The organism is Amycolatopsis sp. A1MSW2902, assembly GCF_017312175.1.
GTDB classification, from domain to species: domain Bacteria; phylum Actinomycetota; class Actinomycetes; order Mycobacteriales; family Pseudonocardiaceae; genus Amycolatopsis; species Amycolatopsis nivea.
Window position 1 is genome coordinate 32,175 of record NZ_QJPO01000005.1, and the last position, 19,819, is coordinate 51,993.

The 19,819-nt window shown below is 70.6% G+C and carries 30 protein-coding genes and 1 pseudogene; 5 read left to right on the forward strand and 26 right to left on the reverse strand.

Translation table 11 applies throughout. The features are described from left to right. Nucleotides 1–47: 47 nt before the first annotated feature. The 19 genes and pseudogenes from DMP23_RS47405 to DMP23_RS47495 form a co-directional block, all read right to left on the reverse strand. Nucleotides 48–386, reverse strand: a complete 339-nt coding sequence (locus tag DMP23_RS47405) for a hypothetical protein (protein ID WP_337825238.1) — start codon at nt 384–386, stop codon at nt 48–50. Nucleotides 387–680: 294 nt separating this feature from the next. Beyond that, entirely contained in the window at nt 681–1,301 is a 621-nt protein-coding gene (locus tag DMP23_RS47410) for a hypothetical protein (RefSeq protein ID WP_337825239.1), read from the reverse strand. A 201-nt stretch (nt 1,302–1,502) separates the two neighbouring features. Continuing rightward, nucleotides 1,503–4,283, reverse strand: coding sequence for a Tn3 family transposase (locus DMP23_RS47415; RefSeq protein WP_337825311.1), 2,781 nt, complete (start codon nt 4,281–4,283; stop codon nt 1,503–1,505). Then, nucleotides 4,268–4,516 (reverse strand): annotated as a pseudogene (locus DMP23_RS47420) (DUF4158 domain-containing protein); the annotation flags it as partial. The gene DMP23_RS47415 and the pseudogene DMP23_RS47420, both read right to left, overlap by 16 nt. A gap of 77 nt (nt 4,517–4,593) precedes the next feature. Next, complete coding sequence (locus DMP23_RS47425) at nt 4,594–4,938, reverse strand: nucleoside 2-deoxyribosyltransferase domain-containing protein (protein ID WP_337825240.1); 345 nt, start codon at nt 4,936–4,938, stop codon at nt 4,594–4,596. Between the two features lie 43 nt (nt 4,939–4,981). Continuing rightward, nucleotides 4,982–5,611 carry an HIT domain-containing protein gene (locus tag DMP23_RS47430; RefSeq protein WP_337825241.1) on the reverse strand — a complete coding sequence of 210 codons (630 nt, stop codon included), beginning with the start codon at nt 5,609–5,611 and terminating at the stop codon, nt 4,982–4,984. Beyond that, on the reverse strand, nt 5,608–6,015 hold the full coding sequence (locus DMP23_RS47435) for an HIT family protein (protein WP_337825242.1): 408 nt from the start codon (nt 6,013–6,015) through the stop codon (nt 5,608–5,610). Before DMP23_RS47435 ends, DMP23_RS47430 begins: the two co-directional genes overlap by 4 nt. 88 nt (nt 6,016–6,103) lie before the next feature. Beyond that, nucleotides 6,104–6,646, reverse strand: coding sequence for a hypothetical protein (locus tag DMP23_RS47440; protein WP_337825243.1), 543 nt, complete (start codon nt 6,644–6,646; stop codon nt 6,104–6,106). A 71-nt stretch (nt 6,647–6,717) separates the two neighbouring features. After that, nucleotides 6,718–7,293, reverse strand: coding sequence for a hypothetical protein (locus DMP23_RS47445; RefSeq protein ID WP_337825244.1), 576 nt, complete (start codon nt 7,291–7,293; stop codon nt 6,718–6,720). 140 nt (nt 7,294–7,433) lie between these two features. Continuing rightward, a complete protein-coding gene (locus tag DMP23_RS47450) occupies nt 7,434–7,928 on the reverse strand; it encodes a hypothetical protein (protein ID WP_337825245.1) in 495 nt (164 codons plus the stop codon). Nucleotides 7,929–7,968: 40 nt separating this feature from the next. Beyond that, entirely contained in the window at nt 7,969–8,451 is a 483-nt protein-coding gene (locus DMP23_RS47455; protein WP_337825246.1) for a hypothetical protein, read from the reverse strand. 42 nt (nt 8,452–8,493) lie between these two features. Beyond that, a complete protein-coding gene (locus DMP23_RS47460) occupies nt 8,494–9,099 on the reverse strand; it encodes a hypothetical protein (RefSeq protein WP_337825247.1) in 606 nt (201 codons plus the stop codon). 206 nt (nt 9,100–9,305) lie between these two features. Next, nucleotides 9,306–9,563, reverse strand: a complete 258-nt coding sequence (locus DMP23_RS47465; RefSeq protein WP_337825248.1) for a hypothetical protein — start codon at nt 9,561–9,563, stop codon at nt 9,306–9,308. Nucleotides 9,564–9,597: 34 nt separating this feature from the next. Continuing rightward, on the reverse strand, nt 9,598–9,789 hold the full coding sequence (locus DMP23_RS47470) for a hypothetical protein (RefSeq protein WP_337825249.1): 192 nt from the start codon (nt 9,787–9,789) through the stop codon (nt 9,598–9,600). Further along, nucleotides 9,786–9,980, reverse strand: coding sequence for a hypothetical protein (locus DMP23_RS47475; protein WP_337825250.1), 195 nt, complete (start codon nt 9,978–9,980; stop codon nt 9,786–9,788). Before DMP23_RS47475 ends, DMP23_RS47470 begins: the two co-directional genes overlap by 4 nt. A 163-nt stretch (nt 9,981–10,143) precedes the next feature. Continuing rightward, nucleotides 10,144–10,326, reverse strand: coding sequence for a hypothetical protein (locus DMP23_RS47480; protein WP_337825251.1), 183 nt, complete (start codon nt 10,324–10,326; stop codon nt 10,144–10,146). Nucleotides 10,327–10,462: 136 nt separating this feature from the next. Beyond that, entirely contained in the window at nt 10,463–11,062 is a 600-nt protein-coding gene (locus DMP23_RS47485; protein WP_337825252.1) for a hypothetical protein, read from the reverse strand. Nucleotides 11,063–11,271: 209 nt separating this feature from the next. Further along, entirely contained in the window at nt 11,272–11,523 is a 252-nt protein-coding gene (locus DMP23_RS47490) for a hypothetical protein (protein ID WP_337825253.1), read from the reverse strand. Nucleotides 11,524–11,542: 19 nt separating this feature from the next. After that, complete coding sequence (locus DMP23_RS47495; protein WP_337825254.1) at nt 11,543–11,935, reverse strand: hypothetical protein; 393 nt, start codon at nt 11,933–11,935, stop codon at nt 11,543–11,545. A 215-nt stretch (nt 11,936–12,150) separates the two neighbouring features. Between DMP23_RS47495 and DMP23_RS47500 the strand changes: the two genes are divergently transcribed. Further along, nucleotides 12,151–12,726 carry a hypothetical protein gene (locus DMP23_RS47500; RefSeq protein ID WP_337825255.1) on the forward strand — a complete coding sequence of 192 codons (576 nt, stop codon included), beginning with the start codon at nt 12,151–12,153 and terminating at the stop codon, nt 12,724–12,726. Between the two features lie 161 nt (nt 12,727–12,887). Here the strand turns inward: DMP23_RS47500 and DMP23_RS47505 are convergent, their stop codons facing one another. Both DMP23_RS47505 and DMP23_RS47510 read right to left on the reverse strand, forming a co-directional pair. Next, nucleotides 12,888–13,148: a DUF397 domain-containing protein gene (locus DMP23_RS47505; RefSeq protein WP_337825256.1), complete on the reverse strand. Its 261-nt coding sequence runs from the start codon at nt 13,146–13,148 to the stop codon at nt 12,888–12,890. Beyond that, complete coding sequence (locus tag DMP23_RS47510) at nt 13,145–14,074, reverse strand: helix-turn-helix domain-containing protein (RefSeq protein ID WP_337825257.1); 930 nt, start codon at nt 14,072–14,074, stop codon at nt 13,145–13,147. The genes DMP23_RS47505 and DMP23_RS47510 overlap by 4 nt, the downstream gene beginning before the upstream one ends. A 444-nt stretch (nt 14,075–14,518) precedes the next feature. Here DMP23_RS47510 and DMP23_RS47515 point away from each other — a divergent pair, with 444 nt between their 5' ends. The 4 genes from DMP23_RS47515 to DMP23_RS47530 all read left to right on the forward strand — a co-directional run bounded on the left by DMP23_RS47515 (nt 14,519) and on the right by DMP23_RS47530 (nt 16,305). Then, nucleotides 14,519–14,818, forward strand: coding sequence for a hypothetical protein (locus tag DMP23_RS47515; protein ID WP_337825258.1), 300 nt, complete (start codon nt 14,519–14,521; stop codon nt 14,816–14,818). Next, nucleotides 14,815–15,186 (forward strand): hypothetical protein, encoded by a 372-nt coding sequence (locus DMP23_RS47520; protein WP_337825259.1) that lies wholly within the window; start codon nt 14,815–14,817, stop codon nt 15,184–15,186. The genes DMP23_RS47515 and DMP23_RS47520 overlap by 4 nt, the downstream gene beginning before the upstream one ends. A 103-nt stretch (nt 15,187–15,289) precedes the next feature. Continuing rightward, a complete protein-coding gene (locus DMP23_RS47525) occupies nt 15,290–15,787 on the forward strand; it encodes a helix-turn-helix domain-containing protein (protein WP_337825260.1) in 498 nt (165 codons plus the stop codon). Further along, complete coding sequence (locus tag DMP23_RS47530; RefSeq protein WP_337825261.1) at nt 15,784–16,305, forward strand: hypothetical protein; 522 nt, start codon at nt 15,784–15,786, stop codon at nt 16,303–16,305. The genes DMP23_RS47525 and DMP23_RS47530 overlap by 4 nt, the downstream gene beginning before the upstream one ends. 59 nt (nt 16,306–16,364) lie before the next feature. On the opposite strand, the gene DMP23_RS47535 is transcribed toward DMP23_RS47530, so the two are convergent. The 5 genes from DMP23_RS47535 to DMP23_RS47555 form a co-directional block, all read right to left on the reverse strand. Beyond that, a complete protein-coding gene (locus tag DMP23_RS47535; RefSeq protein ID WP_337825262.1) occupies nt 16,365–17,012 on the reverse strand; it encodes a hypothetical protein in 648 nt (215 codons plus the stop codon). A gap of 236 nt (nt 17,013–17,248) precedes the next feature. Beyond that, complete coding sequence (locus DMP23_RS47540; RefSeq protein WP_443111388.1) at nt 17,249–18,175, reverse strand: transposase; 927 nt, start codon at nt 18,173–18,175, stop codon at nt 17,249–17,251. Between the two features lie 145 nt (nt 18,176–18,320). Further along, nucleotides 18,321–18,977, reverse strand: a complete 657-nt coding sequence (locus DMP23_RS47545; RefSeq protein WP_337825263.1) for a hypothetical protein — start codon at nt 18,975–18,977, stop codon at nt 18,321–18,323. A 44-nt stretch (nt 18,978–19,021) separates the two neighbouring features. Then, complete coding sequence (locus DMP23_RS47550) at nt 19,022–19,210, reverse strand: hypothetical protein (protein ID WP_337825264.1); 189 nt, start codon at nt 19,208–19,210, stop codon at nt 19,022–19,024. 68 nt (nt 19,211–19,278) lie between these two features. Next, the gene (locus DMP23_RS47555; protein WP_337825265.1) at nt 19,279–19,626 is read right to left on the reverse strand and encodes a hypothetical protein; all 348 of its coding nucleotides are present in this window, start codon (nt 19,624–19,626) and stop codon (nt 19,279–19,281) included. Nucleotides 19,627–19,819: the final 193 nt, after the last annotated feature.

Here is a 19,819-nt window from a genome sequence, read left to right on the forward strand (position 1 = left end):
CGTCGCGGTCTCAGACTCACCGGGGAGGACCCCCGTCCCCGCCCCTTTCAGGTCCTGGAGGTGTAGGTGGCGAGGCCGGCGGCGAGGCGACCGTCGGCGGCCGCGGCACCGAGGTGGCCGTAGATCTGGTTGGCCATCAGGGTTTTCCGGGCGAGGACGTTCTCCCCGACGAACACGATCACCGCACCCGTCCGCTCGGCCAGCTCGCGCCATTGCGGCGTGCACGTCAGGCGGACGTCCTGCAGAAACCTGCCTGTGGGCGCGGCCCAGTCGACGAGCAGGTTGCGATCGGCGTCCAAGGAAACGTGCCAGCCGATCAACTCGGGGAAGTCCGGGCCGTCCGTGCCCTGCAGCCGCATCCCGTAGCGCACCACGAACCTGAGCATCGTCGTCGGCGACGACGACCCCCTCCAGCGGAGGGAACGCCACACCGGCCGGGTCCTCGCACAGCAGAAACGGCACAAGGTCGCCGCCCTCGACCGGCAGCACACCCGCCTGCACATCCAGATCCATCCCGACATCCTCACCCGCCCGGCGACTGCGCCCCGATCCGGGGGACGCACGGTTGCTTGCCGTCGGTCCGGCGTTGTCAGAAGAGGGTGTCGCGCACGCGCAGCGGCCGGTCGCCGCCCGGGCCTCCGATGCCGCTCGCACGGCGCTCAGCACGGAGGCCTGACTTTTCAGGCGTGCCCTGATCGAAGGGTTGATCGCTCGAATACGCTGTGTCGCGCGCGATGTGCACGATCTCGGGTGCCATCCTCATGCGGGTGAACGACCCGATTGGCGTGATCGCCCGACGGATCGCGGCTGTCCGCGCTCTGGTCGACCATCCCGGCACGCCGGAGGACGAACGGGAAGCCGCGCAGCATCGTCTCGATCTGCTCCTCGCCCGGCGGCCGCGCGACGCCGCCGATGCAGCGCCTGCGGCGGCGGAGTGGACGCCGGGGTTCAGGCTGGACCCGGACGTCAACGACCGTCTTCAGGGGAGCATGGTCACGACGTTCGGCGACCGCTACGACAGCGCCCTGGGATACGCCGGCATCACCGCCGCGATCCGCAGCTACATCAAGGCCGCCCGGGCGCTCGGCCGGCGGCTGGACCGGCCCGCGGCGAGCGACCTGGCTGTCCTCGCGATCTTCGATCCGCTGGGCACCGCGCCGGACACCATCCGATTCCGGATCACGTTGAGCCGCAACTACCGCAGCGAGGACTGCCGGGCAGGCCGCTACCTCGGTCCCGGCGCCAACATCGCCGTCAGGATCGACGACGTGCCCGACGACTGGGGAGCCGTCGAAGACCACACCGCACCCGGACGGCCAGTGCTGGTGCCCACCCCGGCACTGTCCGCGCTCGTCGACGACGTCCGTTCGCTGGCCGAGTCCTACAACAGGCGAACGACCTGGACAGGACGCCACCCCGTCAGCGGCGAAACCATGCCCACGAACCCAACGCCCTGTTCCGAGCCGAGATCCGGGACGTGTCCACCACCGCGCGACGGTCGGTCAACCTGTGGTATTCCCCGTCGACGCGCCGGGCAACGGCGCCGACCGGCCGAGGGTGAGACGGGAGTTCATGTTGAGCTTGAACTCGCCGTGCATCGCCACGTGCGCCCACATCAGCGGCGTGAGCCCGCGGTAGTCCACCGGCCCGAACGTCGCCGCCCACTCCGGCTCCGCGAGCACGTCCTGGATCATCAGCGTGTTGATGTAGACCATCGCCGCCTGGACGATGTGCAGGCACAGCACCGACATTTCCTGCTCGTCGCGGCGGTTGGTGGCGATGTCGCCGGCCTTGCCGTAGAAGATCTGCGCGTTCGCGCCGTTCCAGGACTCCACGACGTTGAGCCCGGAGTTGACCTCCCGCTGCTCGTCGCGCGAGCGCAGGTACCGGCACAGGAACACCGTCCGCTGGGCACGGCCGACCTCCAGCATCGCCTGATACGTCGGGTGGGTCGCGGCGCGGGTGAAGCGACGCAGGATCGCCTCGGTGGAGGCGGTCCGGTTGTTGATCGCGGTGGCGTACTTGACCAGCTGGTCGTACTGCTGCGCGATCAGGTCCCACCGGATCGGGCCGCGCCGCGACAGCACCGGAGCCAGATCCGGGATCTGCGCCCGGAAGTCAGCGTCGGGCAGGTAGAGCTTGGTGACGTTGATCCGTTTCAGCCGCGGCTTGAGCTCGAAGCCCAGCAACTTCGTGATGCCGAAGCCGATCTCGGACTGGCCGTGGGAATCGACGTAGTTGGCCTCGACGTCCAGCTCGGTGCGGTGGTGCATCGCGCCCTCGACCATCGCGGCGACCTCGGACGCGGTGCATGACAGAAGTTGCGAGTTGATCGCCATGGATTTCTTGTCGACGTGCCAGTAGATCAGGACGCCTCGTCCGCCGTAGCGGACGTGGTGCTGGGTGAACAGGTTCTGGTCGAACGCCCCGAAGTGCGTCGAGTCCGACGCGACCGCGCCGGTCCCGGCGCCCCAGATCAGCTCCTGGCGGGCGGCGAAGGTGGCGTTCGCGATCGCCGCGGCGAACCGCCGCGCTCCCTCGGCCGAGAGGTAGCGGCGGCGGGCGTAGCGCAGCTCCTCCTCGGTGTGCCCGTGGTCCCCGGCGGCGATGGCGCGGATCCCGATGTTCGTGCCGTAGCCGAAGATCGCGAGGATCAGCCGCTCGGCCAGCTCGGCGCGGTCCAGCCCGCCGCGCGACCCGGCCGGGGCGAAGTGCTCCAGGATCCCGATCCGCAGCGCGGTCTCCTTGAGCATGTCCAGCAGCGGCACCAGGCCCCACCGGGTCCGGATCTCGTTCTTGAGCTTGCGCAGGTTCTTCGGCTCCGGGTCCGCCTCCAGCGGCGAGAGCGTGATCCGCCCGGCGCCGCGCGCCGAAATCTGCAGCCAGTCGCACGAGGGCAGGCCTTCCTGCAAGGCCCGCAGCTCGCCGGCCATCTCCGCGCGCAAAGGTTCGATGAACTCCGCCGCGTCCAGCGGCTTGGACAGCTCCGCGTAGTACTGGCGGCGCCGCTCGACGAAGTCCGGCGGCAGGTCCTGCTCCGGGTCGCGGAACCGGTCCGCGCCCTCGACCCAGATCTCCTTGCACCGCAACCGTTCCCGCAGCGCCTTGAACAGACACACTTCGTACACCGTGCGCACCACCCGCGACGCGCCCGGCGCCCCGCGCCACGCCAGCTCCGCCCAGTCGCCCTCGACGATGCCCTCCATCGGCACGGCCTCGCCCAGCGGATAGGACTGCACCCGGTGCTCGGCATGGCGCAGCACCACGCCGATTCCGTCGATCACCGGCGCGTGGGTGTCGTTGTTCGACCGGAACCGCAGCGTCCTCAGCAGCTTGATCATCCCGACCCGGTAGTGGTTCGAGTACGACGCGCGCAGTTTCACCTGCACGTTGCGGCGGAACTCCGGGCTCGCCGCCTTGTACTCGGCCACCACCTCCTGCAACGTCGCCGCACCGCCCGCCGCCGGATACACCACCTCGCGGACAGCGCCGTCCGGTCGCAGCAGCGAGGCCTCCGCCACCCGCGCGAGCAGCGAGTTCTTGTTGCGGACCTTCCTGAACGAGGCCACCATCTCCTCGGTCACCCGCCGATCCGCCCGCGCGTTGATCGTGTGCACCGTGGAGATCAGCAGCTCGACCAGCGTGTCGGTGATCTCCCTCTCCCGCTCCACCAGCAGCGCCGCCAGCAGCACCCACCGCGTCGTCGGGGCGAAGCCGCGGAAGTGCGACGGGGACTGCACCGCCGCGCGGGCCCGCCACCCGGACACGATCTTCGGCGCGACCCACACCAGCAGCTCGCCCGGCAACCCGATCGCGCGGATCGTCTCCAGCTTCGCGATCTCGTCGAGCATCGTGTTCAGGCTCAGCCGGCCGGGGTCGGACTTCACCCACACCAGCACGTCCCGCGCGGGATCTTCCCTCCCCGCAGACTCGGCGAACTCGTCGGGCACCGCGAACACCAGCTCGTTCAACCGGGCTCGCGTGTCCTCGGCGAGCAGCGCGGCGACCCGTTCCATCAGCTGTGTCTCGCCGCGGTCCAGGGCCGAGCGCACGATCCGGTCGATCCGGCCCGACGTCGGCGGTTCCAGCCGCCGGCCGCGCAGCCAGCCGAGCAGCTCGGCGCGGACCTGCTCCGGACGCCGTTCGACCTCGGTCACCTCGGCGACCAGCCAGTCCGCGGCGTCGGCCTGGTCGGCGACCGAACACTCGGCGAACCCGAAGAACTCGCGGAGAAGAACTCGCGGATCTCCGCCCGGTGCCGCTCGTGCGTCCGGCCCGTCCAGCCGTAGGAAGACAGCTCAGCCGCCGGGACCTTGACCTGCGCGGCAACGAACTCCACCACCTGATCCGGCAACTCGAGGCGACCGTGCGGGAACCGGCCCTGCCGGGCGTAGAACCGCACCAGCAGCCCGAACGCCAGCGCGTTCCGCCTCCGCTTCCCCTTGACCAGGGCGACCTCGTCGCCGAAAAGGGTCCAGTGCTCGATCAGCTCGTCCTGCTCCAAGGCACGCGGCACGCGCGGAGGCTACCGCCACCCCGAAAACCGACCCTGACCAGCCCACTCAGCCCGAATGGCGGCTCATGACACCGTCCTTAACGACAGGCCGGATTGGCGCACAGCGGGCACCCGAGCACCGCCCGTTCCGGAGACGTTCCCGCGACAAGGCCGAACTCGACGTTCGTAGTGAAGCCCGGCAACGTCCGCAGGTCGCGCGGAATCCAGAACATCAAGGCGTCCGCCGACTGGATCATCTCCAGCTCGGACTCGACCTGATCGTCGTAATGCTCCGCCCTGATGCCTCCTCGGGATTCCGGGCTCAGCACCGTCAACGGCCCATCGCCGTGCCACTGCTCGGCAAGCAGGTCGATAGCGGACGGGCGCACGACGGCACCGCCGCCGTGCGCGGCGTCGGCCCCAGCAGCATCACCGACGGGCACCCAACCGGGACGGCTTCCCGCGCGTAAACCACCTCGACCGCCATTACGCCACCCCGCGCCGTTCAGCCTCCTGCTGCGGAGTCCACGGCAGCGGCAGGCCGTCGCCAGCCACGCGAGGAACCACATGAATATGCAGGTGGTACACAGTTTGGGTTCCGGCTGCACCCTTCGAGGAGATGACGTTGCAGTCGTCGTGCTCAGCAGCGAGTTCCGCCGCGGCCGCCATCGTCGCAGCGGAGACAGCCGTGTCCGCACCGACATCGGACACATGCGTCGTCGGGATCAACAGCAGATGCCCTTCGACCACTGGATTCAACGGTCGGATGGCGATCACGCCGGGCCACCGCCGCACCACTTCCGCAGGCTCGGTCCCCGCGACGATCCGGCAGAACACGCACTCCGGCTCGCACTGTCCGAATGCGACACAACTTCTCGGGACACGGCCAAGTGCGCGAAGAATTACCTGATCTTGGTACCGGTCGGCGCGGACCGGGTTTTCCGGCGTGAGCACCGACAGCGGTTCCTGCCCGCGCCAGCACTGGTCGAGCAGCTCGATCGCGTCTGGCCGCCACGACGGCACCGGGCCGTCGGCCTCGGCGGTCGGTCCGGCGAGGAACACGCTCGGTGCGGCCGGAGCGGGTAGCGATTCGCGGGCCTGCACGAGCCGGATCATGCCGCAGCCTCCGTCCGCTCCGCCTGTTCCCGCTGCTGGCTTGGCGTCCACGGCAGTGGCAGCCCGTCGTCGGGGGAGCGGGGCACCAGGTGCCAGTGGATATGCGGGACGGTCTGCGTTGCCGACCTCCCGGAGGACTGGATCAGGTTGTATTCCCGGTAGCCGAGCTGGTCGGCCAGCTCGGCCGCGCACGCCGCGGCGTAGCCGGTGACGACCGGGTCGCGATGGCCCGACTCGACGTGGGCGTGCGGGGCGACGATCACGTGACCGGGGATGATGCGCCGGCGCGGATGGAATGCCGTCGCAGCGGGCCAGCGCCGCACGATGTCGGCCGGGTCCACTTCGGACGGATCTCCGCCGGCGGAGGCGGGGCAGAAGGGGCAGAACCGCAGATCGGAAGTCATGCACTCAGCATCGGTGCCGCGGACGGCACCGGGACAGACGTTTCCCGGTGGCTCCGGACCAGGAAACGGGAAACGGTCGATCGCCCGCTCAGTCCTGCTCGTCGTCGAGATCGACGGCGACGGTCGGCACGGGGCGGGCGGGTCGGCGCAGCCAGCGCGCGGGGACCTGCGACCGGATGGTGTGCGGGAACTCGACGATCCGGCCGCCGTCCCGGTCGGGGCGGACCATGCCGGCGATGCGGTAGCTGCCCGGCGGCAGGCCGAGCTGGGCGACCTGGTCGTCGACGAGCAGCACCTCGACGTACCCGGCCGTGATCACGCGCAGCCCGTCGACCATCGGCGGGTCGGCGTCCGGGTCGGTGCCGGTGACCGTCATCGCGAACCGCTCGCCGCGCTGCAGGCGCAGCTGGTCCCACAGCCCGAAGCGACCGGGCGGCGAGGGATAGCGGCTGCGCGGCAGCTGCTCGGGAACCACCACGTCGTAGGTCTGGCCGACCTCGACGTCGCACACGTGCACGAGTCCGAGTGTGCGCGCGGCCGCCGAAGGAATCCAGCGGAAGCCCTGGCCGGTGACGATAGCCCCGAGGCGGTCGTCGTCCCCGATCGAGCGATCGCGGGGCGAGCGACGCACCAGCCGGGACCCGGGGCGCGCCCAGGGTCTTCGCGCGCAGCCGTATAGATCGTTATACAGATGGTTCGCGGTCACCGCGGCGGCGGTTCGACCGTTCCGTAGGCACGCTCGACGGCCTGGTCTCCGGCGTTGACGGCGGCGTTCGCAACGTCGACGACTCCGTCCCACCCGCGGCGGCTCGCTTCGACCGCCGCGGCGTACTGCACCGCGTTGGACACGATGCACCGGCCGCCCGACCAGCGAACGAGCTGCACCAGAACGGTCGGCAGAAGCCGCGACAGCTGGTTCGCCGGGTGACACGTCGCCTCCCGAGACAGCCGCTCGTCGGCGACCGCCGGAGGCACCGCGACCCATTCAAGATCCGCCGCGAGGCCTGCTACGAGGCTGCGCCGGCCTCGGCGGACCACTTCCTCCTCGGTCATCCGCTGGCCCGAGGACGCTGCCCGGTCCTGCTCGATCGCCTCGTCGATCCGTTTCTTCTCCGCCGCCAGCAGTTCGCCGAGCAGCGCGCGTTCCGCGGGCGACAGCAGCACGCACGCCGGATCGTCGTCACGGCCCGCAGCCGCAGGCGGGTTCAGCCACCGTCGCCCCGTCCAGCCGGGGACAGCCTCGTCGCTCTCGGCTTCGCGGGCATCAGCAGTCGTCATGAGCGGGACCGTACCGGCGGGCACCGACAAAATGCCGCGTTCTCGCCGCGCAACCGCAAGGCGTGCATGGCGTTATACGCGCGGTGGGAGTGCCCGGCGACGCCGTCGGGCATCGCGTGCCAGTCGCGCTGCCCGACGGGCTACCTGGCCGGTGCAACCTCGGTGAACGGCCCCTCGGCGTAGAGCAGGAAGGGCCAGAGCTCGACGCCTTCGTAGTCGTGGCTGCTGCCCGCGGTGCGGCGGCGGTCTTTCGCGCTCATGCGGTAGCAGCCGTTTCCGGCGTTGGCCTGGTGCAGCCAGACGTCCCCGTCGAGGTCGGCCATCTTCGCGGGCGGCGGCGAGGGCAGGTCGTCGCCCGGCGCCCAGGTCCGCCGGTGCGGTTCCCGTATCCGCCGCAGGATCGCGATCAGCTGCCGTGCCACGATTTCCCGCTGCTCGATTGCCAACGACATGCCCAGCGCGACGGATGTCCTGCCCCACAGCATGGCGTCATTGTCCGGAGGCGTGTTCTCCCGCCCGGTCTGGACTCGCCTGAGGAAATCGGCGGCCTGCCGGTCGCTGTCGGCGACACCGGCCGCGCTCAGGTGCGCGAGTACCTGAGCGTGCAGCTCGGTGTCGATCGCGGAGGTGGTCATCGTGATCCTTCCTGGGATTCGACGGCCGCGAACGGCCTGGTCAGAAGACGGGGAGCTCGCCGATGTAACGAACGGCTTCGGCGTGACCCTGGCGGCGGCGGAGGTCGTCGAGCAGCTCGCGGCCGAAGAGCCGCAGGTGGTGCTGCCATGTCCAGCTGCGTTGTTCCAGGAGCGCAACGGCGCGCTCCAGGACGTCGATCTCCGGCGCGAGGATCGGGACGAACTCGGGCGCGGCGTGCACCGCGGCCGCGGCGCCGCACCGGCGGCGCAGTGCCGTGCGGATCGATTCCACGTCGATCGTGTCGCCGCCGGTTTCCTTGCGGGCAGCGACAAGCAGTTCGCAGGCGAACGTGATTTCGTCCTGGGCGATCGACGACGGGTATCCAAACCTGACGTCCGCATCCGGGTCGGCGGAACCGATCTGGCTGGTCATCGCCCGTTCGTTGCGTTCGGCGCGTCGCTGCTGGCGCGCTGCCTCTCTCGCCTGCGGGCTGAGGTAGACGGTCTGGCCGAAGATCTTCATCGCCCGGTTCCTTTCCTGTGCTTGAGCAGCAGGGGCTGCCGACTAGGAGTCGGCGGGGGGAGTGAACGGCTGCCCGCACGCGGTGCACACGATGCCGGGGCCGGCCAGGGTCGCGCCGGCCGCGTAGATCTTGCGCGGGGGTGTGCAGCCGCACTGCGCGCGCACCTTCGCCCCGCCTCGACCAGGGCGCGGCTGCGGCGCGGTGTCGATCTCGGGCACCGGATGCGCCTGCAGCGCCGCCCGGATTCCCTCGATCTCCTCGCGGTAGGTCTCCGTCGCGCCGTCGGCCAGGCTGAGCACGGTGAATCCGGTGGTCTGGTCCACCGGCTTGCTCGGGTCCGTCTCAGCGCGCAGGCCCACCTCGGCGGCGAGCTCCGCGAACTTCTCGGTGTGGTAGCGGCCTGCCCGGCGCACGACCTCGACGCCTCGCACGTCCGCGAGGGTGCGGGCGGCCTCGCGCAGCACCGACACGGTCACCGCCGGCGCGGACCGCGGCAGCGGCTCGGCCGGGTAGTGGGCGTTGATCGGCGGCGCGGTGACGGGCAGCTCGGGGTGCCGCGCCTGGACCGCGGCCCACAGCCGCGCGGCGGCCTGGTCCAGCTCGTCGCGCCCGGCGTACCAGACGGCGGCGGCGTTCCTGCTGCTCATCGCTGTGCCTTTCATGGGGTGGCCTGCCGAGGACGTGGTGCCCCGGCAGGCCATGACGATATTCGGACCGGACGCGTAGGCTCCGGGCGGACGGGGCCAGCTAAGCCCTGGCCCCGTCTCCGTCGGCTACTGGTCGGGCTCGTAGCACTGGCAGCAGACGTCGCCGTGGGTCGCGGGCCGTTGCTCGCAGCTGACGCACATGTCGATCACCTCCCTTCTTCCGTTGCCGGTGTCCAGGTCGTCAGCAGCTGCGCGCCGGCGTCGGTCGAGCGGCACCGGACGAACACGCCGCCGCCGGTGCGGCGGATCCAGCGGCGCGCGAGCTCGGTCTCGCGCACCCGCGGCGCTTCGGCTCCGGTCAGCTCGGCGCGCTCGGCCAGGACGCGCTGCACGGTCGCCGCGTCGCCCGCGCCGAGGACGTGCCAGGCGCCGTCTGCGGTCTCCCAGCTGGACAGCTCCGTCATCGCCGATCGCCTCCGCTGCTTGCTGGTCCGGGTGTTATTTCGTGGTGCAGGACAGGCACATCACGCCGCTGCACGGGGTCCCGCATTGGCTGCAGTCGTAGATCGGCTGCTCGTAGCACAGGACCGGGACGGGGATCCGGTTGCGCTTGGCCTTGGCCTTGCCGTTGCCGACCAGCCATTTCGCGTCGTCCCAGCCGATCGCGGAGTCGTCGTTCGCGCGGATCACCGGATCACCTCGACCAGGTCCGTGCGGGCGTGCAGGCCCTCGGCGGTCTCGTGGCGGCCGGACGGGTCGTGGTAGCGCCCGTCCGCGCCGCGCGACCACACGCAGCACCGGTCGTCGCGCACATGGTCGCTCTCGGGTGCCGGGCCGAGCCCGGCCAGCCACGTCCGCGGCGTCGTCGTCATGGTGGACACTGGAACCTCCTCGTGCGAGCGGGGAACCGCGGCCGGGACGGCGACTGTGGTAGGGAGTCGTCCCGGCCGGGGCTTGATTTCTGCTGGTCCCGGGCCCGGATTCGTGCGCCCGGGCCCGGGCGGGGCCGGCGCGGCGGCCGGCCCCGGTCCTGGGCGCGCCCGGTTACTGGCCGGCGCGGCGCGGGGCAGCGGTCGCGGCCTGGGGCTCGCGTTCGTTCAACCGGCGCACGAAGTCGTCGTGGTCCGCACGCCACTTCGGGTATTCGACGACGCGGGCGTAGGCGAGCCTCGCGGCCACTCCGGCCGCAATCGCACCGGCACCGACGGCGAGGGTTTTCCTGCTCATCCTGATCTCCATTCTCTGCTCGGAACCAAGTACCGGAAGTAGCACCAATCTACCTGTTTTGACGCGTACGCGTCAATCTTTCAGTGCTGGTCAAACCGGTCTTATTTCGCATAAATCTTGCGCCGGAGAGGCGGATTTACCGAGGCGGCCCGTATTTGGCCACGTAGGCGGCGTAATTCTCGGCGAGAATCCGTTGCCCCTCGGCGAAGGCGATTTGCTCGGTCGCGGTGAAGGCGGGCGCCGTGCTGCCGTCGGGGAGGGTGCAGGGGATTTTCGCGATTTGGCGCTGCAGCTCGTCGACCACGCCCGGGGCCGACTCGATCAGCCAGCGTCCGTCGCGGTAGCAGAACCGGACCGTGCGGCCGATGCCGGACGCCCAGATGCGCCTCGCGAGCCCCGCGCCGCCGCCGTCGCGCTTGCGCGGGTTCTCGTGCAGCAGCAGGTAGACCCGTTCGGTTTCGCCGCCGTAGCCGGGCAGCCCCGGGCACGGCGAGATCGGGCCGCCGTCGGCGCGGGCGGTCACCTCGTACTCCCGGCACAGGTGGCACCGGAACAGGTCGGTGTGCGACTCGTACTCGAACTCGTGGCCGCCGAAGCCGTCGTCGGGTGGCCCGCCCGCCGCCGCGGCCGCCGTCGGGGTTTCGACCGCGCGCTTGGCGGTCGTGTAGCTCACCCCGTGCTCGGCCATGTATTCGCGGATCGCGGCGCGGTGGTTGCGAATGCTGCCGGTGCCCATCTGATCTCCTCCTGCGGGGAGCCCACGTCGCCCCGCGAGGCTCGTCGGCAGATGTGCGTCCGATCGCGGGATTCTTCGTTCGTGCGCTGAAACTCGATGGTCAGCTTGTCCTCGGCGCCGGGCGATCACGTGGGGACCGACCGGCTCGGAGAAGGGACCGCGCAGTGCCCCGTAACGAATGTACTACCCAGTGGCGGCCGCGCCGAGCATCAGCGGCGGCCGCGGCGGGGGACCGGCTCGACGTCGAACAGAACCCCTTGCACCGCACCGGTTTCCGCGGTCACCGGCCCGTCGATCCGCAGCAGCTCCGGCCAGTGCCGGACACTGCCGCACGGCGGCGGCCACCAGTACAGGCCAGCGGGCTCGGACCGGGCCCACACGGTGCCGGACGCGCCGGTCACCGTGCGGACCTCGTCGTTCGGCGGCTCGGGATCGCCCGCCGCCCATCGCCTCGCAGCCACTGCTCGACGCTCCCGCCGGTCAGTGCTGGCGGATGTCGCCGGGACCGGCGTGGATCCGGTCGCAGGTGAGGCCGACGAGGTCACGGCCGGGAACGCCGTAGAGGTCCGCGCCCCACATCCGCACGGTCGGGTCCTGCTCGACCAGCACGCGCGCGACCAGCGGGTTCTCGGCGACGACGAGCGCCTGGCCGCCGATCTCCCAGCGAGCGGGGGCGGTGCGGCGGCGGAAGCCGACCAGCCACACCCGCCGCGTGGAAGCCCATTCGTCCAGCGCCGCCCGGTACGCCCCGGCGTCGCCGAGCTCGCCGCGCAGCTGCTGCTGCGCCGCGGTGATCCCGAGTTCTTGAGCGAGGTTTTCCAGCCGCAGGGCAGGCCGGTCCTCGCGGCCGGTGTCGGTGATCGCGGTGCTCATCTCGGGTTCCTCCCTCGTCGTCGATACCTCCACCCTAATTGATTTGACGCGTACGCGTCAAGACATAGTGAATGGTCAACCGGGACTCTCGTGGCGTCTGAGCCGGGCTGCACTGGGCGACTCGCAAGATCACGCGGCGAGGCGCCCGCTCGCGTCCACAGGATCGGCTGACGCGCCTCGGCTGCCCGGCTGGGCCTGCGGCCTAGGCTGTGCCGGTGCTGCAGGCGTTCCTCGACGAGTCGTTCCACGAGCACTGCGACGCCGGGTTCTACATCCTGGCGGCCGCGGTCCTGCCGGAGGAGCGGCACGAGGTGCTGCGCGAGGCGATGCTGGCACTGCGCGGAACCCGCCGCGGCAGCAAGCTGCACTGGTATCCGATGGACGACGCGGAGAAGCTCTCCGCGGCGAAACACGTCGCGGACATCGCGGAAATGCAGGTCGTGACCGTGACGGCACCGGTGCCGGTGAAGGGCCAGGAACGGGCGCGGGCGCTCGGCCTGCAGCGGCTGGTGGCCGAGCTGCACAGCGCCGGCGTCCGGCTCATCGTCGCCGAGTCGCGCCAGCGCGACCTCAACACCCGCGACATCCAGACCGTGCAACGGATCCGGCGGATCGCCCTGCCGAAGGGCGCCGACATCCGGATCGAGCACCGCCTCGGCGACGCCGAACCGCTGCTGTGGATCTCCGACGTGGTGGCGGGAGCGGTGCGCGCCCGACTGACCGGGACCAGCCGTTACTTCGCCTCGCTGGCCGAATGCGTGATCGAGCTGCAGGTCGACGGGGCTCCGTGAACGGCCCCGGACATGCGTGAAGCCAGGCTCCCGGTCATGCCCCAGGTCACCTGGCCTCGCGACTCGCACGAACCCCGCGGGCCCGCGCTCTCGCCCGCCACTTTACCCCTCGCCGGGCGGGAGATTCAAACGTGGCCTTCCCGCAGTCACGGCCCGTGCCGCTACTGGATTCGGTCGGTGAACTGACCGGCTTGTGCGGCTGCGATGAAGGCGTCGAACTCAACCTTGTTGAAGGCGAGAACCGGAGAGTTGTCGCCGAGTTTGGAGTCTCGCACTCCGACCCATCCATGCACGCCGTCGAAATGGAACTCGACGCAGCCATTCTGACCGCCGGAGAAACGAGACTTCTCCCAACCGGTCGTCAGCTCGGCGAAGCGGCGCATCGCGTGGACGTAGTCGACGCGATCGGCGTCGGTGGTCATCTTAGTTTTTCCTTTGCTGCCTTGAGATAATCAGGTGTGCACTCGGGTGCGTCCGCCTGCTCGTACAGACTGCGGAACGCGTTGCGGTAATCCTCGACCTGGCTCGGCTCCTCGAAGTAGCGGCCCTCGGGCCGCAGTTCCGCGTAGACAGTGCCGGGGTCGCCGACAAATTCTTCGGGGTAGTCCAAGATCGTGAACGTCCCCTCGGTTCCGGCATGTGCGCCAGAAGCTGCCGTCAGGATTCTGATCTCGACGTTGCTGCGACTGGCCAGCTCGCCCAGGTGGTCGAGCTGGCCGCTCATCACCCGCGCTCCTCCGACCTGCCGGTAGAGAACCGCTTCGTCAAGAACGCAGACAATGCGAAGAGGATCCTCCTCGCGAGTGACGATCGGTTGGCGCGCCAACCGCAACTCGACTTTCGTCGCTATCTCGCCGTCGCTGAGCCCTCGGTCGCCGGCCCGGTAAAGCTCGCGGGCGTAGTCCGCGGTTTGCATCAGGCCGGGCACCCATTGGGCGTCGTAGGAGCTGATCGTTGCCGCGTTGGACTCCAGGCCAAGGTAAAGCTGGAACCACTCCGGAACGCCTGTATCGGGAAAGCTCTTCCACCAGTCCTTGCCGCGCTGAGCCGCTTTGAGCAGCTGTCGGAAGAACGGCACCCGCTCCGGGAACCCGTACCAGTTGAGCAGGACTTCCACGTCCGACGCCGACGGCAGGCGAGTGCCCGTCTCGTAATGGCGATAAGCCTGCACGGTCTTGCCGAGCCGCGCAGCGACATCTTCGGGCTCGTGTCCGGCGGCTTTGCGCATCCGTCGCAAGGTGATGCGAATCCAGCGCCGCACAGCGGTCGGCGAGAGCGTCGCCACCGTCTTCTCACCTCCGGCCTGGGGCAGGTCCTGCACGAACAACGGTTCACCCGGATAGGCCATAGCCGGACCGTAGCGCGCTACGTGTGTAGCGCGCTACATTCGTTCCGGCTACCAAACCGATGCAGTGAACACGGTAGCCCCCGGCGGCACAGCCAGTTGCCACGGGCGGGCTGTACCCGGAGGCGCGGACACGCCAATCCGGACTGCGGCTCGCGCCACGCGACCGACGCTGTGTCACCGGGCCTCAGCACTCGGCAGGCCTGACGTTCGGCTCTGCCGAGGTCAGCGGAGGATCCGCCCGGCTGGCTTGCGTTTCCCCCCTCCGCCAGCCCCGGGCGGGTCCTCCTTCCAACGCCCGGAGGCCGTGATGATCAGAACGCTGTGGGACATGGCCCCGGTGGTGGTCGGTGCGCTCGTGACGGGCGGTTTTGCCTTGCACAGCCTCATGTGCGAAGTACGGCGGGTGCGCCGAGGACTTCGCCGGGAGAGGGCGAGGTGAGGGCCGTGGCCGACGAGCGCATCGACTCGATGCCCATGGTCGACGGCGAGACGGGCGTCGAGCACCGGATCGCCCACGCGAAGTTCGTCGCGCACCGCGCCGATGGGGTGTACCCGGCGTTGTGCGGCGCAACGGTGTGGCCGGGCGTCGACGGCGAGACCGCGGTCTGTGCTGCCTGCGACGCCATCTGGCGCCGGGTGCCGCCGGGGCCGGCCATTCCCCGGCCGCGGCGGCGCGGACGCGGCCGCGGCCGCCACCACCGTGAGGACATGGTCGGCCCGTGGGTTCGGCTGGAGCGGGTATGACCGAAGCGGCGCGAGCGCGCATCGTCCTGCGCCAATGCGAGCGGCTGGCGACAGACCTGATCCGGCGGCGCGGCTGGTGGATCGTGCCGCAGCTCGACAACACCGGAGTGATCTCCGCGCTCGTGCACGCCGCCGGCTCGTACACGACGGTGCTGACGCTGCCCGGCGACCGCTGGGAGTCGGACGTGCTCGGGCTGCGCGGCGGCCCGTCGGAGGGCAGCCTGCTGTGCGCCCCGATCGTTCAGTGGCACTACCGGATCCCGATGCTGCACGCCCTGCTCTGGGCCCGCTCCGCCGACGACCCGTCGAACGGCGACGCGCTGGCCGACTGGCTGGACCGGCACGAATCCGATCCGGACCCCCTTTGACCCTCTGGCGCCACCCCGGCACTACGGCCCCGGCAGCTCCTCCCCTGCTGCCGGGGCCGTGGTGCGCCCGAGTCCGTGCTGCTGAACGGGAAGGCGGAGCCAATTGATCGACTCTGAGCACTACCAGCGGGTGCTGGGAGACGAGCTGCGCAAGCTCAGGCGCGGCCGGGGATGGACGCGCAAAGAGCTGAACACGCACCTGCACAGCGAAATCTCGCTGCAGACCCTGGCGACGTACGAACTCGGCACCCGGCAGTGCTCCGTGATGCGCCTGGTCGAACTGTGCATGGCGATGGACGAGCTGCCGCACGACCTGCTGGCCAAAGTGCACCGCCGGGTCTTCACCGAACCGATTCCGGAAGGCGTGGTGCGGCTCGACGTCGCCGCGCTGCTCGACGATCCGCGCGATGACGGGCCGCTGGCCCCGTTGTACCGGTGGGCCCGCGAACGAGTGGGCCTCGACGCCGGACCGGCGGAGGTCAAGCCGCTCACCCTCGGGCCGGAAACGGTCGACTCGCTGGCGCAGCTGTGCGGCCTTTCCGCGCCGGAGCTCCGCCGCCGGCTGAAGCCGTTCGCGCCGACCTGGGCCAGGGACGCATGAGGCTTCCCTACGACGTGGAGGACGACCGGGCGGCCGTGAAGGCGGTCGGGGCGGAGATCAACCGGCCGGACCCGGCGCGGTGGCGTGCGATGACCACCGACGACGACCGGCTCCGCCAGACCTACCGGGCGCTCGGGCTGCTGCTCAAGCAGACGGAGGTGGCGTTCGCCGAGCGCAAGGCCGCCCTGCGTGCCTTCCGCGGTTCCCGCCGGGAGTACCAGCAGGCCGCTGCCGAGTACGAGGCGTGGAAGTCCCGCGCGGTGCACTTCGTGACCTGTGCCCGCGCACGCCGCAGTGAACTCGTGCGGCGGTTCTCCATCCTCGACCGCGACGACGCCCTCGACCGGCTGGGCACGGCGCTGCGATCGCTGGCCGCGGCGGTCGCCGCGCACCGCGAGGCGATCTCCGGCGGCGGCCGGGAGGAAACCACCGCCGACCGGCTGCTGTGGCTGCGCCTGGACCTGCTCCCGGCGACGATGCGGCCGGGCAGCGCAGAGCACGTGCCCGATCAGGCCTGAGTGTCACCCGGCAGGTGGACGTGTCGGGTGCCCGCGGGGATTTCCAGCGGATCAGCCGATCACCACCCGGCCTCCGCCATGTCCGGGTGCGACCAGCCCGCAGTGATCATGTGCGAGCAGGGCTGCGGGCGGTCCGGGCCGAGCACCGGCACCCGGCACCAGAACGCCCGCACGGCGGGATCGTCTCCTCGAGGGACGGTCGTCCAGCCGTACCCGGCTGCGCGCGCTCGCGCGGCCTCGACCAGCACTGTGCCCACGCCGGTCCGCCGGTGCTCGGGCGGGACGTCCAGGGCGACGGCGACGGCGCGGCGGCATGGCCCGCACAGCAGCAGCTCGACGCGGCCGCGGGACTCGGTGCGGGTGCGCAGCTCGATGGTCCCGACTCCGGCCGGCCTCGGCGGCGGCGTGACCACCAGCGCCAGCCCGTCGACGTCCGCGCCGGCCGTCGCCTGGTTCGCCGCGGCCGGGTCGAGCAGCGCCCAGGATGCGCGAGGTAGCCGCAATGCCTCGCAGACGCCGCAGGTCACGGTGCTGGCGCGGTAGGTGTGGTTGTACCCGAGCGAGAAGCCGGCGAGCGCGAGATCGTGCCCGCTGAGGCACCGCGCCGGCCGATCGTCGCCGGTGACCCGGCCCGGCCGGACCGGGCACTGTCCCTCGCCCCGCGCCGTGTCCCAGGTCGCCCACGCGGCGGCAAAGCCATCGCTCACGCGTTCGATTCTAGGCGCGGGTCGTGCATATGCGACCGTGTCGCATATGCCGCCGCATTCGGTCAGTCTTCCGGCTCGGCGTTCGCCTGCCGGCACATGACGCAGTCGTCGCCGTCGGCGCCGCCGATCATCGGCGCGCCGCAGCTGCCGCACGCGGGCATCCAGTCGCCCATTTCCGCCTCCTGGGTCTCGGCTGGTCAGACATCTCATGTGGTTCCAGGTCAATTTCGGGGGTGTCAGGCTGCTTGCGTGACTGGTCCCGGGCTGGGGAACGCGCGGCCGGGGTCGTAGGCCGTGTGGTGTTGCAGGCAGTGGAAAAGGCATCCCAGGAGTTTGTTGAAGAGGTTGCGCAGCGCGGCGGTGTGCCGTTCGCCTGCGGTTCGTCGACGGTCGTAGTGCTGGCGGGGCTCGGAAGAGCGCAGGGCGGCGAAGGACCACATGTAGCCGGTGGCCGCCAGGCGCTGGTTCTTCACCGTGCGGGCGACGACGACGTGGCTTCGTCCGGATGCCCGGGTCACGGGTGCGGAGCCGGCGTAAGCCTTGAGCGCCTTGGCATCGGCGAACCGGGACCGGTCGTCGCCGATCTCGGCGAGCACGCGCGCCCCTGATGACGTCGACAGTCCGGGAAAGCTGGTGATGATCTCTGCGTCGGGGTGGGTCAGGAAGACTTCCTCGGTCGCGGCGGCCAGTTCGGCGACGCTGCGGCAGGCAGCGTCGAGTTGCTGGATCAGCGCGGCGGCCTGGCGTCCCATCGCGTTCTCGACTTGGGGCAGCTGGCGCAGGTGATCCGCCCGGAACGCGGCGTGCAGCCGGTCGATCTCGGTGTCGAGGTCGCGGCGCAGGCGGCCGGCGCGGTTGAGCAGGGCGCGCAGCCGGGCGCGGCTGAGGCGGGCGGCCGAAGCGGGGGTGGGTGCCGCGGCCAGCACCACGCGCGCGTGGGCGGAGTCCAGGCCGAGGGTGCCGGAGCCCTGGAACGCGACCAGCGCGCCGGGGAAGTACTCACGCAGGTGGGAACGCAGACGGTTGACCATCTGCTGCCGGTCCCAGATCGCGTCCTGGTGAGCGCGGGCCAGCACCGCGACGGACTGGGCCAGCTCGCTGTCGTCGGGCAGCGGCCGGTGGTCGCGGAGGTCGGTGCGCAGGATGATCGTGTCTCCTGCCATTGTCCTGCTGCTCCTTCGATGCTCGGTGTTCGCGCTGGTCTCGGGGGTGCGGAGTCTGCGGCGGTGGGTCCCGCCTGCCGGGCGCCCGTAGGCTGTCCGGCAGGACGGGGCAGATATCAGCTGCCCCGTCCTCCTCAGCTCCGCGCTAGCTGGCCGTGGCCCTCGGCAGCCCGTCGACGTCGTGGCGCTTGCCGTCCGGATCGATCTCCTGCATCGAGGCGTACAGGCCGTCGCCCACGGCCTGCAGACGCTCCACGGTGGCCTCGAAGTCGAAGCCGTCCCCGTCCGCCTCCACGCTCGCGGCCACGCTGGTGGCCAGCTCGCCCAGGCACTCGGCCACCGCACCGCGCGTGTCGTCCAGCCGGTCGATCACCCAGGCCAGCTCGGCCCGCTCCAGCACGGACGCCTGATCGCCGAACGACTCGGCCCCGACTCGCGCCACCGCATCGCTGAACGCCATCGCGGCCCCGACGACATCCGCCAGCCCGCTCCGGACGTTCCCGCTGGTCACCGCCGTCTGCGGCACGGCCGCGGTCCCCTCGGCGCGGCTGGGCAGGTCCGCGACCTTGCGGGCCAGGAACGCCGCCGGGACGTCGGCCTGGCCCGCGAACTCCCGGTCTCCCTCGTCAACCTCGCCCAGCACGTCGGCCGCGCTGATGCCGTACAGGTCCATCCGCTGACCCACCCGGTACACCAGCGCCCCGAACGCCTCGGCCTTCACGACCGCCCGCGCCGCGTCCGCGGGGAAAAGCTTCCCGACCGCTCCGGCGATCTCGTCCCGCTGCTGCTCCTGCTTGCCCATCCTGATTCCTTTCCTCGACGTGGTTTCCGCAGCGCTCGACGCGCTCACGGGGTCTGGCACCGGCAGTCGTGGCAGTCGATGAGGACCACCTCGTCAAACTCGCCCGGCTCGACCTCGACCGGCTCGAACACCCGCAACGTCGTGTTGCGGCTCCCGCAGGTCCGGCACAACGCCTGGCCTTCGACGGTCCGCACCGGCTCGCCCAGCGGCATCAGGTTCTCGGTCAGATTCATCATGGTTTCCTTCTCCTGCAACGGCTTCCGTGACCGGCGGGGACCGACGGGGGTCCCCGCCGGCGCGGTCAGAATTCGTAGGTCTCGTCGCGGATCAGCTGGACGGCGAACAGGAGCGCGGCGCGGAAGTCTTCGGACACCCCGCCGTCTTCCTCGAACCGGACGAGCGCGTTGTGCAGGCGCGGGATCTTGGACAGCTCGGTCTCGCCGAGGAACAGCATGATCAGCTCGTCCGGCGTGTTGCCGCCGAACTGCGCGCGGTTGCCCGGCTGCAGGAACTGGTCCTCCAGGCCCTGGGCGAGAAGCTCGCGGGTCTCGGACACCGCGCTCGTCCGGATCTGTTCGCCGAGGCCCTCGACCGACGCGATCAGGTTCTGCGTCAGGTCGTCCGCCAGCTCGCTTGCCGTCCTCGCCATGTCCGCTCCTTCTCTCGGTGAGCCTCAAGTCTACCGATTTTGACGCGTACGCGTCAAGCTATGTTCGCTGGTCAAACCTGGGCTAAAAGCAGGGAAGGCGTGTCTGTTCAGGGCATCACCGGAAGAGCCCGGCGCGGACGGCCTGCGGCGCGGCCAGCCGGTGCCGCTGGCTGCCCGTTCCATGCCTCGGCGA

Bases quoted from the DNA above. Each gene is read 5' to 3' on its own strand.
- DMP23_RS47430 (WP_337825241.1), bottom strand. From the start codon at position 5,611: ATGATCCGGCTCGTGCAGGCCCGCGAATCGCTACCCGCTCCGGCCGCA.
- DMP23_RS47540 (WP_443111388.1), bottom strand. From the start codon at position 18,175: ATGGCAGGAGACACGATCATCCTGCGCACCGACCTCCGCGACCACCGG.
- DMP23_RS47555 (WP_337825265.1), bottom strand. From the start codon at position 19,626: ATGGCGAGGACGGCAAGCGAGCTGGCGGACGACCTGACGCAGAACCTG.
- DMP23_RS47545 (WP_337825263.1), bottom strand. From the start codon at position 18,977: ATGGGCAAGCAGGAGCAGCAGCGGGACGAGATCGCCGGAGCGGTCGGG.
- DMP23_RS47445 (WP_337825244.1), bottom strand. From the start codon at position 7,293: ATGACGACTGCTGATGCCCGCGAAGCCGAGAGCGACGAGGCTGTCCCC.
- DMP23_RS47480 (WP_337825251.1), bottom strand. From the start codon at position 10,326: ATGAGCAGGAAAACCCTCGCCGTCGGTGCCGGTGCGATTGCGGCCGGA.
- DMP23_RS47455 (WP_337825246.1), bottom strand. From the start codon at position 8,451: ATGAAGATCTTCGGCCAGACCGTCTACCTCAGCCCGCAGGCGAGAGAG.
- DMP23_RS47435 (WP_337825242.1), bottom strand. From the start codon at position 6,015: ATGACTTCCGATCTGCGGTTCTGCCCCTTCTGCCCCGCCTCCGCCGGC.
- DMP23_RS47485 (WP_337825252.1), bottom strand. From the start codon at position 11,062: ATGGGCACCGGCAGCATTCGCAACCACCGCGCCGCGATCCGCGAATAC.
- DMP23_RS47450 (WP_337825245.1), bottom strand. From the start codon at position 7,928: ATGACCACCTCCGCGATCGACACCGAGCTGCACGCTCAGGTACTCGCG.
- DMP23_RS47495 (WP_337825254.1), bottom strand. From the start codon at position 11,935: ATGAGCACCGCGATCACCGACACCGGCCGCGAGGACCGGCCTGCCCTG.
- DMP23_RS47505 (WP_337825256.1), bottom strand. From the start codon at position 13,148: ATGACCACCGACGCCGATCGCGTCGACTACGTCCACGCGATGCGCCGC.
- DMP23_RS47520 (WP_337825259.1), top strand. From the start codon at position 14,815: ATGACCGAAGCGGCGCGAGCGCGCATCGTCCTGCGCCAATGCGAGCGG.
- DMP23_RS47460 (WP_337825247.1), bottom strand. From the start codon at position 9,099: ATGAGCAGCAGGAACGCCGCCGCCGTCTGGTACGCCGGGCGCGACGAG.
- DMP23_RS47550 (WP_337825264.1), bottom strand. From the start codon at position 19,210: ATGAATCTGACCGAGAACCTGATGCCGCTGGGCGAGCCGGTGCGGACC.
- DMP23_RS47465 (WP_337825248.1), bottom strand. From the start codon at position 9,563: ATGACGGAGCTGTCCAGCTGGGAGACCGCAGACGGCGCCTGGCACGTC.
- DMP23_RS47405 (WP_337825238.1), bottom strand. From the start codon at position 386: ATGCTCAGGTTCGTGGTGCGCTACGGGATGCGGCTGCAGGGCACGGAC.
- DMP23_RS47530 (WP_337825261.1), top strand. From the start codon at position 15,784: ATGAGGCTTCCCTACGACGTGGAGGACGACCGGGCGGCCGTGAAGGCG.
- DMP23_RS47510 (WP_337825257.1), bottom strand. From the start codon at position 14,074: ATGGCCTATCCGGGTGAACCGTTGTTCGTGCAGGACCTGCCCCAGGCC.